The organism is Streptomyces tatrensis (genome assembly GCF_049310065.1).
Classification (GTDB): Bacteria; Actinomycetota; Actinomycetes; order Streptomycetales; family Streptomycetaceae; genus Streptomyces.
In genome coordinates this window covers 101,875-117,732 of the sequence record NZ_JBMDLB010000006.1, presented here as the reverse complement: position 1 = coordinate 117,732, position 15,858 = coordinate 101,875, and the positions used below count along the sequence as shown (strand labels likewise).

11 protein-coding genes are annotated in these 15,858 nt (G+C 68.7%); 4 read left to right on the top strand and 7 right to left on the bottom strand.

Features of this window, described 5'->3' with window-relative positions:
• Positions 1–546: 546 nt before the first annotated feature.
• From ACODT5_RS03725 to ACODT5_RS03715, 3 genes are all read left to right on the top strand, one after another.
• On the top strand, positions 547–1,173 hold the full coding sequence (locus tag ACODT5_RS03725; RefSeq protein ID WP_422517739.1) for a hypothetical protein: 627 nt from the start codon (positions 547–549) through the stop codon (positions 1,171–1,173).
• A gap of 35 nt (positions 1,174–1,208) precedes the next feature.
• Complete coding sequence (locus ACODT5_RS03720) at positions 1,209–3,878, top strand: DEAD/DEAH box helicase (RefSeq protein WP_422517738.1); 2,670 nt, start codon at positions 1,209–1,211, stop codon at positions 3,876–3,878.
• A gap of 273 nt (positions 3,879–4,151) precedes the next feature.
• Positions 4,152–4,466: a thioredoxin family protein gene (locus tag ACODT5_RS03715; RefSeq protein ID WP_422517737.1), complete on the top strand. Its 315-nt coding sequence runs from the start codon at positions 4,152–4,154 to the stop codon at positions 4,464–4,466.
• A 227-nt stretch (positions 4,467–4,693) separates the two neighbouring features.
• Here the strand turns inward: ACODT5_RS03715 and ACODT5_RS03710 are convergent, their stop codons facing one another.
• The 3 genes from ACODT5_RS03710 to ACODT5_RS03700 form a co-directional block, all read right to left on the bottom strand.
• Positions 4,694–6,592: a PLL family lectin gene (locus ACODT5_RS03710; RefSeq protein WP_422517736.1), complete on the bottom strand. Its 1,899-nt coding sequence runs from the start codon at positions 6,590–6,592 to the stop codon at positions 4,694–4,696.
• A gap of 568 nt (positions 6,593–7,160) precedes the next feature.
• On the bottom strand, positions 7,161–7,541 hold the full coding sequence (locus tag ACODT5_RS03705; protein WP_422517735.1) for a hypothetical protein: 381 nt from the start codon (positions 7,539–7,541) through the stop codon (positions 7,161–7,163).
• A 597-nt stretch (positions 7,542–8,138) separates the two neighbouring features.
• Positions 8,139–8,897 carry a hypothetical protein gene (locus tag ACODT5_RS03700; RefSeq protein WP_422517734.1) on the bottom strand — a complete coding sequence of 253 codons (759 nt, stop codon included), beginning with the start codon at positions 8,895–8,897 and terminating at the stop codon, positions 8,139–8,141.
• An 89-nt stretch (positions 8,898–8,986) separates the two neighbouring features.
• Between ACODT5_RS03700 and ACODT5_RS03695 the strand changes: the two genes are divergently transcribed.
• Complete coding sequence (locus ACODT5_RS03695; protein ID WP_422517733.1) at positions 8,987–9,805, top strand: S1 RNA-binding domain-containing protein; 819 nt, start codon at positions 8,987–8,989, stop codon at positions 9,803–9,805.
• Positions 9,806–9,817: 12 nt separating this feature from the next.
• Here the strand turns inward: ACODT5_RS03695 and ACODT5_RS03690 are convergent, their stop codons facing one another.
• The 4 genes from ACODT5_RS03690 to ACODT5_RS03675 are packed head-to-tail and all read right to left on the bottom strand — an operon-like array spanning position 9,818 to position 15,705.
• A complete protein-coding gene (locus tag ACODT5_RS03690) occupies positions 9,818–10,246 on the bottom strand; it encodes a hypothetical protein (protein WP_422517732.1) in 429 nt (142 codons plus the stop codon).
• Complete coding sequence (locus ACODT5_RS03685) at positions 10,243–12,336, bottom strand: hypothetical protein (RefSeq protein ID WP_422517731.1); 2,094 nt, start codon at positions 12,334–12,336, stop codon at positions 10,243–10,245. The genes ACODT5_RS03690 and ACODT5_RS03685 overlap by 4 nt, the downstream gene beginning before the upstream one ends.
• Entirely contained in the window at positions 12,333–14,273 is a 1,941-nt protein-coding gene (locus ACODT5_RS03680) for a hypothetical protein (RefSeq protein WP_422517730.1), read from the bottom strand. Before ACODT5_RS03680 ends, ACODT5_RS03685 begins: the two co-directional genes overlap by 4 nt.
• Entirely contained in the window at positions 14,254–15,705 is a 1,452-nt protein-coding gene (locus ACODT5_RS03675; protein WP_422517729.1) for a site-specific integrase, read from the bottom strand. Before ACODT5_RS03675 ends, ACODT5_RS03680 begins: the two co-directional genes overlap by 20 nt.
• Positions 15,706–15,858: the final 153 nt, after the last annotated feature.

The following is a 15,858-nucleotide window of genomic DNA, read 5'->3' as shown; positions in this document are numbered from 1 at the left end:
TCACATCGCTGCGCGATGTGCAAGAGAACGCCCTCGCTGCGCGAGGGCGGGGACGGGCCGCTGCGCGGCCCTGGGCCCGGCTGCGCCGGGCGGCTTCCTGCGCTGCGCTCCGGTCGCCAGGGGGGCCGGCTCGCTGCGCGGGCCGGGGCAGGGCGGGGGCTGCGCCCCCTGCCCTCACGGGCCGGGTGAACGGGTGTGGTGCGGGCGGTAGGTGGTGGGGGGTCAGGCCGATGCGCGGCCGGGCGGGTTGGGTCCGCTGCGCTCCCCCATCCCTTGGCGGGGCCTTCCGGCTGCGCCTCCACTCCCCTTGGGGCCCACTGCGTGGGCCTGGCTGGCAAGGAGGGGTGGGTGGGGGTCGCTCGTTCGTGTTGGGTTCTAGTATAGCGGGTGCATCAGGTTGATGCAGGATGTACCGTTGGCGGAAACACGAGACACCCCCAACCACCCGAGAACCTCCCTTGATTTTGAGAGGAACGGCCGTCGATGATCGGTCACCACGAATCTACCGGACCAGATCCCGCGCTCAGCAGCGATTCTCTGCACCGGGTGACGCAGTACCAGACGGCGGGCACCAACGCCCCGCTCCGGCTGTTCGCGCTCCTGGCCGCCCAGGGCGTGGCCGCGAGTGAGGCGGACGACCTGGTGGCCGCGTTGGAGGCCGGAGCGGTCGCCGGGGCGCAGAGCGAGGTCGTGGAGCTGGACGGCATGGCGCCGCGTTCGCGTGGCCCCCTGTTCGGGGACGGCTGGGATGACGGCGTACGGACCGTGAGCGAGGCCCTGGTGCGCATCGCGGACCGGGACTGGGTACGGCGCGTCGGCCGCTCGGCCGGGGCCGCTGAACTGGCCGTACACATCGCGGACGTGAGGCAGCGTGAGCGGGCCGACCTGGTGCGGCTGGAGCGGTACGTCCGGGACGCCGTACTGCCGGCCACCTACCCGCACACCACGGCGCGCCGCCAGGTCCTGGAGGCGCTGGGTGAGGCCGGCGGTCTGTGCACCGCGCGGACGGTCAACAGCGATGGGGACTACGTCGTCTGCACGCTCGATGCCGGTCACTACGACCCGGACGACAAGCCGCCCTTCAAGGACGGAAAGCCCGGCGGCTGGCACAAGGCGGGTGCGTCGATCTGGAACGACCTGGGCGCGGCCTGCATTCCGCACGCGGCCCTCTGAAACACCCACGAATTCAGTGCTCGGGGAGGAACAGAATGTCAGCGATCCGGCTTAAAGAACACCAGGTAGATCAGCGCACCGCGTTTCGGAAGTGGGTCGGATTCCCCGCAAAGTCACCTGTGCCCCCGCAGGGTGCCCGGGGCACCATCGTGTCAGCGACCGGTTCCGGCAAGACAATCACGGCCGCCGCGTGCGCGCTGGAGAGCTTCGCGGACGGTCGGATCCTCGTCACCGTCCCCACCCTGGACCTCCTCGCGCAGACCGCCCAGGCATGGCGCCTGGTGGGCCACCGGGCTCCGATGGTCGCGGTGTGCTCGCTGGAGAACGACCCGGTCTTGGACGAGCTGGGCGTGCGCACCACCACCAACCCGATCCAGCTCGCCCTCTGGGCCGGGACCGGGCCGGTCGTCGTGCTCGCCACGTACGCCTCCCTCGTGGACCGCGAAGACCTCGACGGACCCGAGGGCCAGCGGAGGATGCGCGGGCCTCTGGAGGCCGCTCTGGCGGGCGGAGAGCGCCTGTACGGGCAGCAGATGGCCCCATTCGACCTCGCCATCGTGGATGAAGCTCACGGTACCGCTGGTGATCTTGGCCGTCCGTGGGCGGCGATCCACGACAACGCCCGCATCCCGGCGTCCTTCCGGCTCTACCTCACCGCGACCCCGCGCATCCTTGCTGCGGCCAGCCCGCAGCGGGGCCCCGGCGGCCAGGAGGCGGAGATCGCATCGATGGCAGACGACCCGGAGGGCACCTACGGCGCGTGGCTCGCGGAGCTCGGGCTCTCGGAGGCGATCGAGCGGGAGATCCTCGCCGGGTTCGAGATCGACGTCCTGGAGATCCGCGACCCCTCCCCCGTCCTCGGGGAATCGGAGGAAGCGCGGCGCGGCCGGCGCCTGGCGCTCCTGCAGACCGCGCTCCTGGAGCACGCCGCGGCGTACAACCTGCGTACGGTCATGACCTTCCACCAGAAGGTCGAAGAAGCCCGCGCCTTCGCGGGCAAGCTGCCCGAGACCGCCGCCGCGCTGTACGTCAACGACACGTCCGACGCCGACCTGGCCGCCGCCGACAAGCTGCCGAAGTCGTCGATCGACGCGGAGTTCTACGAGCTGGAGGCCGGCCGCCACGTTCCGCCGGACCGGGTGTGGTCGTCGTGGCTGTGCGGCGACCACCTCGTCACCGAGCGCCGCGAGACCCTGCGGCAGTTCGCCAACGGCATCAACGCCACCGGCCACCGCGTACACCGCGCCTTCCTCGCCAGCGTTCGCGTCCTCGGTGAGGGTGTCGACATCACCGGCGAGCGGGGAGTCGAGGCGGTCTGCTTCGCGGACACCCGCGGCTCCCAGGTCGAGATCGTCCAGAACATCGGCCGGGCGCTCCGCCTCAGCAAGGACGGCTCCACCAAGGTCGCCAGGATCATCGTGCCGGTGTTCCTGGACCCGAACGAAGACCCGAACGACATGGTCGCCTCCGCCAGCTTCCGCCCCCTTGTAGCAGTCCTCCAGGGCTTGCGTTCGCATGACGAACGACTGGTCGAGCAGCTCGCTTCCCGCGCGCTCACCAGCGGCAAGCGCAAGATTCACGTCCGGCGCGACAAGGACGGCCAGATCGTCGGGGCCGGCGGGGAGGGCGAGGGCCAGGAGGAGGACGACACGCAGGCCGCCGCCGAAGCCGCCCTGCTCCACTTCTCCTCTCCCCGAGACGCGGCGACCATCGCAGCGTTCCTGCGGACCCGGGTCTACCGGCCGGAGTCGCTGGTGTGGCTGGAGGGCTACCAGGCCCTGCTCCGGTGGCGGGCCGAGAACGAGATCACCGGCGTCTACGCCGTGCCCTACGACGTAGAGGTCGAGGTCGGGGTCACGAAGGATTTCCCGCTGGGGCGGTGGGTGCACCAGCAGCGGAAGGCCCTGCGGGCCGGGGAGCTGGAGGAACGGCGCAAGACCCTGCTGGACGCGCCGGAGGCCGGGACGGTCTGGGAGCCGGGCGAGGAAGCATGGGAGGCCAAGCTCGCCGCGCTCCGGTCCTACCGGCGGGCCACCGGGCACCTCGCACCTCGCCAGGACGCCGTCTGGGGCGAGGGCAAGGCGATGGTGCCCATCGGACAGCACATGGCCAACCTCCGACGGAAAGGCGCGAAGAACGGTCTCGGCAAGAACGAGGACACCGCCACGACCCGGGCCGCGCAGCTCGCCGCGATCGACAAGGACTGGAACTGCCCCTGGCCTCTCGACTGGCAGCGCCACCACCGCGTCCTGGCCGACCTGGTCGACGCCGACGGCCAGCTGCCCGACATCGCCCCCGGCGTGCTGATGGACGGCGACGACATCGGGCGGTGGCTCCAGCAGCAGAAGCAGCCGGCCACCTGGTCCCGGCTGCTGCCCGAGCAGCAGGCACGGCTGACCGCGCTGGGCGTACAGCCCGACCAGGCGCCCTTTCCCACCCCTGCGCCCAGCCGCGGGGCGAGGGGGCCGAGCAAGGCGCAGCAGGCGTTCCAGCGGGGCTTGGCGGCCCTCACGCAGTGGGTCGAGAGGGAAGGCGCCCACCGGCCGGTCCCCCGCGCCCACGGCGAGGAGATCGCGGTTGACGGCGACACGGAACCGGTGACCGTGAAACTCGGCGTATGGATCACCAACACCAAAACCCGGCGCGACAAACTCACCGCCGACCAGCGCACCGCACTACGGAAGCTGGGCGTCGACTGGGCGTGACACTGCCACCGCCCGGCCGCTGACTCCAGCCGTACCAGTCCCTGGGCCTGGGGTGCGATCCAGCGCTTCGCGTCCCGGTGAAGCACCGCAAAGTGGATCCGGTTTCAGCTCCACACGCGCACAACGCGTCCCTCGACCGAGACCTGCCACAGTGTGTGTGAACGGCAGGATGAAAGAGATCCAGCCGTTATTCCCCCCGGGAGCGTGTGGAGGGGGCTCGGTGATGGCAGTCTCAATCAGGCCCATAGGTGATCACCATCCGAGAAGGTCCTTATGACTGTCATCTCTGTAGGTTCCGAGTCCGACGGCAACCGGCTGACCTCCAGCGCAGGAGGCACAGTTCTCATGTTCACCCTGGCCTGGTCCGCGGCCGACAAGAAATTCGCCACTACGTACGAGGAACTTTCCAATACACACCACTCCATCCAGTTCGCCAAGGTCGACGTCGACACGATGTCGGAATGGTCCGCGAAGGAGAATGTGAACGTCACACCGACATTCCTCGGCTTCCGGGAAGGCCAGCTCGTGGGCAGGGTGACGGGCTCGGACAGGGAAAAGCTTGAAGCCCTCCTTGCCAAACTGAAGTAGGCGCGCTCCCTCCGGCCAGAGCCACCGCAGCTCGACAACAGCCCGGCGATGCCCGGCCGGCTGATCCACGAGCACCTGGCGCAGCGGCGTGAACGATGGCCTGCCCCTACAGCAAGGGAGGCCCCGGCACGGACTATGGGTGGTCCGTACCGGGGAGGGCGCAATGCCGCGGCCCGCGGATCCTTGCCAGAAAAATGGGAGGGCTGGGCTTCCCGGTGACGCCGGGGTCAGCGCCGGTACATCACGTACAGCTTGCCGTCGTGAGAGACCGCGGACGGCTCGTCCATTGTCGTGATGGGATGCTGTCCGCCGACCTGGTGGGTGTCGCTCCAGGCGTAGTCCGGGCTGCGGCGCGTGGCAGCGCGCAGGCTGCCGTCCATGGCGCGCAGGAAGATCCACAACGCGCTCTCGTGAGAGGCCAGTGCCGGGGCGTGGGTGACGGACCAGCGCGTGACGGTGCCGCGGTCCTGCCAACCGTGGCCGTCGCCGGTGCTGGTGTACACGTAGTTGCCGTGGCCGCGGGCGACCCGCCACAGATGGTCGCCGTGGCGTGCCATGGCGACGCCGTCGTCCACGACCCAGCTGTTGAGGTTGCTGCGCTGCGGAACGCTCCAGGCGCCGTTTTCATACCAGTTGTGCCAGAGCGAGCCGTCGAAGCCGACGTGGGTCATCCAGACGCGGTACGTGGTGGCGGCCAGGGCGGGACTCTTGGTGGACTGGTTGCCGGCGAGGTGCGTGATGTCGCTCCAGCCTGTGGCTTCGGTGAACGTGCGCCAGTACAGCCGGGCGCCTGCGCCGGAGACGGCGTAGAACAGCTTGCCGTCCTTCACAGCCAGCGCCGGGGCGAAGACGCTTGCGTCACCACCTACCTGGGCGGGGGTCTTCCAGGTGTCGCCTTCCAGGCGGGTCCACATCACTGCCTTGTCGTCGGGGCGGACGAACAGGGCGTAGAGCTTGTTGTTGTACGAGGCCAGGGCCGGGGGTGTGATGCTCTGCCAGGGAAGTTCGGCCGGCGTGCCCCAGGTGTTCCCGGTGCGCACCGCGTATTCCAGGGTGCCTACGGGCATGGGAATGTCTCCGGTGACCTTCACCCTCAGTTCGTGGTGGCCGTCACCGTTGAAGTGCCATCGTGTGGTCCCGTTGTAGGCCATCGCGGCCAGGGTGGGCTGGTCGAGGTAGAACGTGCGGGAGCTGGAGAGGTCGTTCTTCGCGACCAGGTTGACGATGGTGATCGCGGTGGCGGTGATGTCCATCAGAAGCCCGATGATGTCGGGCACTGCCGCACCGATGACTGTCCACAGGTGGGTGAACAGAGCATTCTGGTTCAGCTTGTTCATGGCCTCCCTGAAACTGTCGTCCTGGCCGTCGCCGGTGTCCCATTCCCAGCACGCCACATTCAGGACCAGGCCCTTGTCCGCCGCCCCATCGAAGGCCACCCGATCGCGGTAGGAGGTGTAGAAGGCCGGTGTCCTGCCCGCTTGCGCCGTCTCCCCGCCGAACTCCTGCGACAAGAAGGGGACGGCAGGCCGCAGGTCGCTCTGCCCGCCGGAGAGCCAGCGGATCTCATCCCTGGTAGTGGGCCAGCCGTCACCCACCACCCGGTGCACATAGAAGTTCTCGTACTCCAGCCGGAAACGGTACTCCGCCGCCCGCTCACCCTCAGGAAGCTCCCGGCCCGCCCGCTCTTCCCCTGACGCGGTCAGCCAGGCGGGCACCGTGACACCGAAGCCCCACTCACGCATGCCCTCGATGAACTCCGGGCTGTCGAAGTCCTCACCCGACGCCAGCGCCTCGGGTGTGGCCACCGACCAGTTCGGCTGCGCCATCCACTCCTCGGCCACCGCCGGCAGGTCCTGCTCCAGGTCGGCGTAGCCGTACCCCTGGGAGACCGGACGGCTCGTGACGACCTCGGGCACCCCCACCAATACCTTGCGGGCGGTCACCGACTCACGGTAGACCCGACCCCACTCCAGGACCTCCTCCTTCGGCAGCACACCCTCCAGCGTGCCCAGCAGCAGCTCCTCCAGCTCCGTCAGCCGCTCACCCTGACGCAGCCGGTCCGCAGCATGCAGCAACACCCCGAACAGCACGTTCGCCCTCGGTACACGCGCCAGGTTCCGTGCCATCCGCGACTCACCCCGCGTGCCTGACAACAACCCCCGCAACCGCTCCAGACGCTGCTCGGCAGTCATCTCCCCGCCACCCATGGCGTTCCTCCCCAGCTCGAAGGCACCAGGCCGCTCGTGACCAGGCCCAAGTGGAACGCTACGCATGGTGATCACGACACCGGGGCGAGTATCTGCAAATAGGCCATAAAGGGCCGGAAAGGTATCCAGCTAGTACAACCACTAATGCAAGGCACTCAGACATACGGCGACCCCATCCGGTTCACCAGCCAAAATGCCCGCCCCTGCGGCGTCCTGCCGCGCGGCCGGACGCCACGCAGGTACAAGGACGGCGCTGCCGTGGGGCACTGGGCCCCGGGCACTTGTGACTGAGCGCTCGACTTGGTCCCGTTTCGCCAACTGAAGCGCGAATTCCTCAAGTGCTCCCGGAGCCCTTCACCTGCGCAGCGTCTCGACCGGCTCCACCCCGCTCAGCTCTCAGGCACTCGCCGAGCTGGGACTCGGCTGGGCGCCGTGGGCGTCCAGCCCCAGGGCTGGTGCGGGGCGGTCGGGCCCCAAGCCGGCGGGCCTACTTGGTCAGGCTGAGGGGCCTGCAGTCGGGGGTGGCGCAGACGAGATCGTTCTGGTCCTCGGGAAGCATCCGGCTCGCGATCCGCTTCGGGGCAGGGCGTGCCTCGTACTCGGCCAGGACGTTCCCGGACCCGTCCACGACGGTGATCAGGGAGGGGACGATCGTGCCGCCGGTGAGGACGAGCGTGGGCACCAATCCCCTGTACCGGATGCTGAACAATCCCACCTCCTCCGCCTTCACGTCGGCCGGGGCGACCACGGTCAGGCCGCTGTCGGCCTCCGGGCGGATCTCGGTCACCGGGATCGAGCCCAGAGCGGGCGCTGCGGGACCGTCCCCGGACCCCGGGATCGCGCCGAGGTCGGTCACTTCATCGGACATGGTCTCTCCTCACAGGACGGCACGCTGCCTTCCTGGTCAGAGCCTTACACCGAAGATCACCACCAGGCCGGAACTCCCACGCGAACGGCCGGAACCCGACGATGGCGCAAACCACCCTGCCCGATGCCCGAAGGCTCGTGTCGCCCGGCTTCCCCGCCGCAGGGCACGCGCTGGTAACACGTTCCGGGACGCGGCTCTGCCCGGAGCCCCGTACGTCACATCGGTACGAAGAAGGTGCAGTCAACAAGCCAGCGCACGCACGGTCCGGACTGGGATGGGGCCCAGGTCGCGACTGCGGTGCGTGGAGTGGGGGTGCTCATGAGCGGGTTCCTCTCGGCGGCGGCACTGTAGTGAACCGTTTCGCCGACCCGGCATTCCCGCCGATACACAGCAGCACACGGACGCCACAAGCAGTCACCAGACCGCGCTCCAGTATCTGGGTAGCAGGGATCCCAGAACGGGGGCAACACGGTGGTGCAACGCGCTCGCGCAACAGCGCGTTGCACGCGTTGCGCCAGGTCAAGACCACAACGCACGGTTGCGTTCGACCGCGTTGCACCGCCTGTGTTGCAGGGCACCCGCGTGCAAACGGCGGGACTACCTCCTGCGGTCCGCGCCCCAGCCGCCGAGGAAGTCGGCCAGGGCACGGCGCTGCTCTTCCTCGCGGGCGATCTGCTGCGCGAGCACGGTGCGGTCGATGTACGGGTCGACGGCGGCGAGGACCAGGCGCTGGAGTTCGTCCGGCTCCAGCGCTTCTACCTCCCACTGGACCGGGTGCTCGATGTCGAAGCCGTAGCGGCGTGCGAAGGCCGGCCATCTCGGGTCGTCGCGCTTGCCCTCGGTCGCCGGGAGACCGTACGCGCGGACCTGCTCGCGAGTGAGCAGTACCCGGGTCACCGAGCTCCAGCAGCCCGTGCGCTCCACCCAGTCCCGCTCGATGTCCTCGCCAGAGCAGTCGAAGTCGCCGACCACGAGTAGACGGGCTTTGCGCTGCTCGTGGGCGACGCGGCGGCGGACGACGTCGGCGTAGGACTGGGAGCTGAAGCCGCGGACCACGAGCACGGGGATGCCCGCGAACTCGAGCCAGCCGGTCAGCTGCTGGCGGAGGGTGTCCTTCTCGGCGGCGACGTACAGGGCCTGCTTCTGGCCCGTGGTGCGGTCCAGGCGGAACCAGGCGGGCATCTCGGCGACGAACGCGCCCGCGCTCGGCCAGGCCGGCGGGACGTGGACCTCGCGCATGGTGTCGATCAGGTCGGGGAAGCGGCCCTCCCGCCGGGCCTGAGCAAGCCGCGAGGACAGCCGCCGGTACATCGGCGGCGTGTGCGGCAGCACGCCCTCGGCTGCGAGCCGGTACATCAGCTGTTCTCCACCGTTTCGGTGTCTCATGAGACACCGGGTCTCAGGGCACTGGGCTGTGGCAAGGGGGACCGCGTAGGGTCGGCGGCGTGACCGATTCCGAGCCGACTGAGACACTGCACGCCTTCTTCCAGACCATCCAACCCGGCGAAGTCAGGACTGGGAGGGTGACCGGCTTCGACGGTCACGAAGCACTCGTAGATCTTGAGGCGACTCCGGATCCGCATCACTCGGTGGGGTGCGTCCTGCGGCACGAACTGTCCTGGAAGCGGACGGATGACCCATCCGAGATCTTCCAGGTCGGGCAGGTCATCGAGGCCGAGGTGATCGGGATCGACTGGCGCAAGGAACGCGTCATGCTCTCAGCCAAGGCATGTGAAGACCGGGCTCTGCGGAGCTTTCTCGTGGGCATTGAGCGCGGGGCGATCGTGACTGGGACTGTGGCGGGTGTCCACAACTTCGGCGTCTTCGTCCATCTCGACGGCGAACCTGCGGAACACTGCACCGGGTTCATTCGAGTGCCCGACCTGACCTGGTCACACATCAATCACGCTGCGGACGTTGTCGAGGTAGGTCAGCGAGTCACCGCGCAGGTCATCGTGGCCGAGACTCGCCAGGGACAGGTGACTGTGTCGTTGAAGGCACTCCAGGAGGACCCGCTCATCCGGTTCGCCGACCAGGTCGGCGAGGTTGTGTCCGGCCGCATAACCAAGCTGATCCCCTTCGGCGTCTTCGTCCGCGTCGCCGACGGGATCGATGGTCTCGTCCACATCTCGGATCTTTCCGACGAGCCGGTGGAGTCTCCTGAAGAGGTCGTCCAGGAGGGCGACGAGATCGTAGTGAGGATCACCGAAGTCGACCTTGAAAGGCACCGGGTCAGGCTGACCCCCGCTCTAGCGAGGCCGTGAGCGGGAGGCCGGCTACTGCTGGTGAACGGTGTCGATGGCGACGACGCTTCCGGCCCTGGATGCCAGGTGTGCGCGGAGAGCTTGGTTGTCGTGATGGAGTGCGGCGATGACGGTGGCTGCGGCGTCAATGCGGTGCTGGAGGTTGGTCCGCTCGCGCTTGATATTCTTCAACTCGTTTTTGAGTTGTGTGAGTTCGTCGTCGCGGCGAGCCTCTCCGGGGGTGCACCCTCCGGCGGCGGCCGTGCGGCGGTTCCAATCGGCGAGGATCCCGTGCGCCCGGTTCATCGTGGCCCGGCTCACCCCGGCTTCCCGGTAGAGGTTCTCCTTGACCAGACGACCATCGGTGCAGGTAGGGCGGCCTGCGAGGAGTCGTTCCATGGCGGCCCGCAGGGCCTTCGCTACGGCACTGGAGACTTGGTCAGCGGCGGTGGCTGTGGTCACTGATGGGCCTTCCGGATCACGGAGCGGACGTCGTCAAGCTGCTGGTTGAGTTGTTCGCGACGGCATGGGGGCAGTTTGGGTGTGTCCAGGAGCTTGAGGAGGCTGTGCTCTTCCGATCGCCAGATCTGCATGTGGTCGGGGGTGATGACGCTGTTGTGGCAGCGGCCGGGCTGGCAGCGGTCGATCAGGGGGCCTCGGTGTCCTGGTGGGGCGGCCGCCTGCTCCAGGCAGCGGGCGCCGGCGGGGTTGTTCTCGTCGAAGGTGCAGTGGTTGAGCTTGCCGAACCGCAGCGAGATCCGGGTCTTGCGCAGGAAGGTGTACTCGGTCCGCTTGTCGCCGCCCACCGCGGTGCGGGTGCAGTGCTCGGCGGCGGCCTTCTTGACCGCGTCGAAGGCAGTGGTGAGTCGTTCCGCTCCGGGGCCGTAGCCGATCGTCTGGCCGTTGTGATGCCGGTCGTAGAGATCAGACAGGCGCCGGAAGCGGGCCTCGTCGACGGCGGTATCCAGATGCTCGGCCCAGGCAATGTCGGTGCCCGCGTAACTCTGGGTGGTGCGATTGGCCAGGGCCCTGGTGGCGGCGTGCTTGAGCTGGATACCGAGCGCGATCTCCGCGCCGGGCTCGGTGCCGACCAGCATGGCCATGGTCTTGCGGAACATGTGCGGGGTGGCCTTGCCCGCCGGGATGGCGACCAAGCCAGTGTGCTCGCAGTTTTCGTTGACGTGTCGGATGAACCGCCTGATCCAGTCCCGGCTGACGCTGAACTCGTGGGACTTCAGGTCGCTGCTGCCGCCGATGCCGGGGTCGGCGAATACCAGTTCGGGATGCTGGGACAGTTCCTCGGCAGTGACGATCGCGCGGGCGGCGGGTTCGATGATCCACCAGTGCTCCAGCGGCCGACCGGGGTCGAGCTTGCGCTTGCGGGAGACCACGGCGGGGGCGCCGTAGTGTTCCACCACCGACCCGCGCGTGATCTCGCGGATCTCGGAGTCACGCATCATGCTCATCGCAGCCAGGAATACGTAGCAGGCCGCCCGCAACGCCAGGCACTCCTTGCGCAGGGTGGTGGCGTCCAGGCCCTGGCGCCAGGGACCGCGGCTGCCGTCGGCGCGCGTCACCTCGGTGATGTCGTCGATCAGACTGGCGGGACTCCCCCGCCCCTCGGCGACCGCAGCCAGCACCCTTGCCCGCAGCCCGTCCCCGCCGATGAGGAGCGTACTGAACGGGGACAGATGCACCTGGTAGCCGAGCTTGAGTGTCAGCAGGTCCCAGTTGGGGCCCTGGACATGGGAGGTGTCGTGGTGAAGCGGGATCGACATGGCCGGTTCGGCGAGCCAGAGTTCGAGCGAAGTGCTGAAGCCGTCGCGGTTGCCCCGGGCCTCGGACTGTAGCCGCCGGTACGTATCCCGGGCTCGCAGGATGTCCGGCGCGAAGATGTCGATGTAGGTCCAGGCCGCCTTGACCAGGGCGAACCAGAGCGCGGGGGCGATGTTCTGGGTGGACAGCACCTCGTTCGGGGGGTTGTCTGCCGCCTGCCGGGCGGTACGGCCGGGCCAGGGATCCGCCTTCAGGCCGCCGCCGGTCAGCACCAGTCCGAGCTCGTGTAGCAGGCGGACCACGCAGATGTAGTTGCGGACGGTCGACTTCGAGCGCTCGCCGGCGACCTTTGCGATGAAGGCCCGGATATCGTCGGCCGCCCACTGGCCGAGGTCCTCACTGCGACCGGTCTTCTTCGCCCAGGCGGCCAGGATCCGCAGCTCGGACACCATGCCGGTCAGCGTGGTGGGCTGGAAGGGGTCGTGGTCCAGGGTCGTGCCGGCGGCCTCCAGAGCGGGGTGGCGGGGGTTGAGCACCGCCATGCAGACCTCACGGGCCCGCAGGTTCCAGACCGGTGACAGGCTGGAGAAGGTGACGGCCCAGATGTGGGGCGGGACGTTGGCGGGGCGGCGGACCGCGGTGAAGGGCCACTTCACGCTGGCACCGAAGTTCGGAACGTCGATGCCGGGCAGGAGGGGGTGGGACTGGATCACCCGTTCGTCGTCACGGAAGAAGAGCGAGGTCCGGCACGGTGCGGCAGCGGGTTCAAGGTTCATGCGTCGAACTCCACGAGGGACGAGAGCGGAAGCTGAAGCCGTAGGCCCTGCTCGGCGATCTGCCGCTGGGCCGCTTCAAGCTCGTCGGCGCCCCGTTCTGCCAGGACCGAGGCAAGGTTGGTACGGGCCAGAGCCCAGACCTGCTGAAAGTGCGGAGGGCTCAGCCGTTTACGCAAGAGCTCCAAGTGATCTGCAAACAGCAGGAGTTGCGGCAGGTTGGAGGGCAGTACGAACGCGTTGCGACACTCAAGACACCGCAGCGGGGCGACCGCGCAGAGCTCGCCGGGACGGTTGTAGGGCGAGTTGTAGGGATCGCGGCAGCTGGTGACGCCCATGTCTAACTCGCCCTGGCGGATCTGCTCAGCCTGAACCACCGTCAGACCCAGGCCCTCCAATGCCTCGGGCCCCGCCAACGCCTCGACGGCCGGCTCGTCCAGCACGACCGGACCCTCCAGTGCCCGGTCCAGCCAGGTCTGCTGGACGGTGGTGACGGTGTTCCCCGACAGCACCCGCAGCGTCGTGCCATGGGCGTAGTGGCCCAGGAACGTCTCCGCGGTGTGGTCGTCGGCGATGTCGGTAACCACCCCCCGGAACGCAACGGCCTTCTCGACCTTCACTGACTTGCGCAGGCGCCGGATGTCGAGCCTTCCGGCGACCTGCACGTTCGCCCGCTTGGCCCAAGCCGCCAGGCAGCCGTTGCTGTCGGTCGACTCGAAAGGCGCGAAGGCCAGGTCACCGCTTCCCACCCTCATGGTGCGTGGCAGCACCCGAGCACAGGTGAACAGGAAGGCGGGCCGGATTCCGCTTCGTAGGCGGGTCTCGGCGGTCGCGGCGGACAGGCGCTCCAGGATCTCCTTGACGTTCAGTCCGGTGCGATCCGGGTGGGTGATACGGCCCGCCTCGCCCAAGTCGCGGAACTCGCGTGAGCGGACCCTGTTCGCGCGGCGCTTGATCATCCGCAGCCTCACCCCGCCGGGGAGATACTCGACGTCGTCCTCGGTCAGCCCGGTGACCTCCTCGGGGGTGTGCCCGGTGGCCGCGACCAGCAGCAGCCGGAAAGCCTGCAGGTCGATATTGCGCGGATAGAGCAGGCCCGTCAGGGCCACGACCAGCTGGTAGTGGGCGATACGCGCGCTGAACTCGATACCGGCCTGGTCGATGACCTCCCGCAGTTCAGCCGGCCACCCGTCGGCCGGTGGCAGGCTCGACCAGATCTCCGTCGCGGTCACAGCATCGTTGGCCAGCGCCCAGAGCAGGTTGGCCCGATCCAGCCAGCCCCGCTCGGCCGGGTGCCCACCGGCGGCGACCAGTTCCCGGCCCAGTTCCAGCCGGGCCTCCAGGGACCGCACGTCCGTCCAGCCGGCCCGCACGATCTCCCGCTTCTCGGCCCGGGTGAACTCGTCGAGCTCCTTCATGCCCCCAGGACGGACCGGGGCGGCCATCGTGGTCAGCCTCTGGACCTGCGGCGCGAGCGGACGCTCGCCGTGAAGACCACGGAAGCGGATCAAGGCCAGGAGGAAGTTCGCCAGGAAGTAGGGCCGCTGCGAGCCCTCGGGCCAGCGCGTCGGCAGCCGGCGCATCCACTCACGGATGTGGAAGGCGGTGTCCGGAACCTCCCTCGCCAGCGAGCAGGCCGCAGCCTGGTCCCCGGCCGTCGCATCGACGAACGCGCAAAGGTCTCGAATCGCCTGCCGGTAGGCGAACACCCCGGTCGGGTGCGGGCGAGCGACCTCGCCGAAGTCCGCCCACTCGGCCCCGAGCTCGTCCGCCAGCTGCCGGCAGCGAAACTCGCCGGGGTCCAGCTCGATCACCTGGACTCGGCCGCTCGCGCGTGCGGCCATCACCCGCCACAGGCCGATGTGCCGGGCCTCCTGCACCTGCTGGGCATTCGGGTCGGATGGGAAATCCCGGCGGCTCTCACCTCGTCTGGCCATCACGGTCCCCTTCCAGGAGATGGCGGGCGATCTCGGCGTAGGTGGCGCCGTCGCTGTCGGTCCAGGCCCGGAACGCGTCCTCGACGTAGTTCATCGGGTCGTCCAGGTAGGCGAGGTAGACGTAGGTGGTGCGAGGACTGGCGTGGCCCAGGTGCCGCTGGACCCTCAGCAACGGGTTGAACGCGATGTGTTCGCCCAGCGTGACCAGCGGCCGCGGATCCTGGCGGCGGACATCGTGGGCCACCGCCAGCCGGGTCAGGTGCCGCAGCAACTGCAGGGCCAGCGTGTGACGAAGATCGTGGAATCGCCACGGTCGGCGCGGCAGCAGCGGAACCTCTGAGTGCTCGGCGTGGGCCAGCATCCGTCGCCAGGCGTGGCGCCGGACCCGGTCCCAGGACGAGGCGCTCAGCATCAGCCCGCCCTGCCCGAGGAACACCGCCAGCGACTCCAGCCCCCGCCCGCGGTCGCGGACCGTGATCGCCCGCAGCCCGGCGGGCATCCGAGCAATCGTGAAGGTCCTTCGGCTACCGGCCAGGACCCCGCTCATCTTGCCGGTCTCCTCGTCGGTCCGGTCCAAGACGAACAGGTCGCGGTGACGACGGCCCAGACGCGCCGCCGAGCGTTCGACGATCTCAGCCCGCTCCAACAACAGGTAGGTGTCCACCAGGTCCAGCGCGGCCGCCGGAACGTAGGCGTCACGAGCCCGCCCATACTTCGCGCACGCCTCCAACCGGAACTGCACCGGCTCCTGGCCCCGGCGGGCGCCCACCGCCAGCTCGGGCAACAGCACCGAGGACCACTCCCGCTTGCGCATCCCCGTCAGCAGCGCGAGCTCGGCAGCCGCCCGGCCCCGGTGCGGACACCAGCCCCGGAACCCGGCGTCGACCTCCCCGGCCGGATCCTGTCCTCCCAGCCCCACGTCCCTGAAGTACAGGTACTGCTCGATCGACAGGTGGCGGACCTGCATCTGCCGCGCCATCCCGCTGCCGTACCGCTTCGCCAGGCGCAGCGGCCGGCGTGCCACCAGTTTCTGGTCGACCAGCCAGTCGTAGAGGCCATTGACGGTGGCCGCCTCGCGGTCCCACGTCGACTCGCCGATCGGAATCGGCTGCAGCACCTGGCGCTGACGGCGATATGCCACCAGGTCCGCCTCGGTCGCGGACACCACGTCGGTGCCCCTGTGCTCCAAGAAGTCCATCAGCCGTGACACCACGTACGCGTACGACCGCATCGTCTCCGGATCCCGGTTCTTGTGTGCCAAGTGCCGGAACCACGAGCAGACCGGCTCCACCGGACGCATGTCCCTGTCCAGGAACACCGGAGTCCCGTCCGGGATCACCCGGCGGTCCAGCAAGCCGACCGCCCCCGACGACCCCGAAGGCAACGCCTCCGCGTACCGGTCGACCAGAGTCCGCTTCACGAAGTACAGGTCCAACTTCCCCTCCTGGTACATCGATCCCAGGACAGAGAAGAGCAGGACGAACGAACTGGATCTACAGCTCAGCGAGCAAACCACTCATTGCAGTGAGAGCCGTGAGACACCCTCAAACTATGCAGAGAAGACCTGCCTCAACGTGACCTTCAACGG

Coding starts and splice junctions, on each gene's coding strand:
- ACODT5_RS03720 (WP_422517738.1), top strand. CDS start 1,209: ATGTCAGCGATCCGGCTTAAAGAACACCAGGTAGATCAGCGCACCGCG.
- ACODT5_RS03715 (WP_422517737.1), top strand. CDS start 4,152: ATGACTGTCATCTCTGTAGGTTCCGAGTCCGACGGCAACCGGCTGACC.
- ACODT5_RS03710 (WP_422517736.1), bottom strand. CDS start 6,592: ATGGCACGGAACCTGGCGCGTGTACCGAGGGCGAACGTGCTGTTCGGG.
- ACODT5_RS03705 (WP_422517735.1), bottom strand. CDS start 7,541: ATGTCCGATGAAGTGACCGACCTCGGCGCGATCCCGGGGTCCGGGGAC.
- ACODT5_RS03700 (WP_422517734.1), bottom strand. CDS start 8,897: ATGTACCGGCTCGCAGCCGAGGGCGTGCTGCCGCACACGCCGCCGATG.
- ACODT5_RS03685 (WP_422517731.1), bottom strand. CDS start 12,336: ATGAACCTTGAACCCGCTGCCGCACCGTGCCGGACCTCGCTCTTCTTC.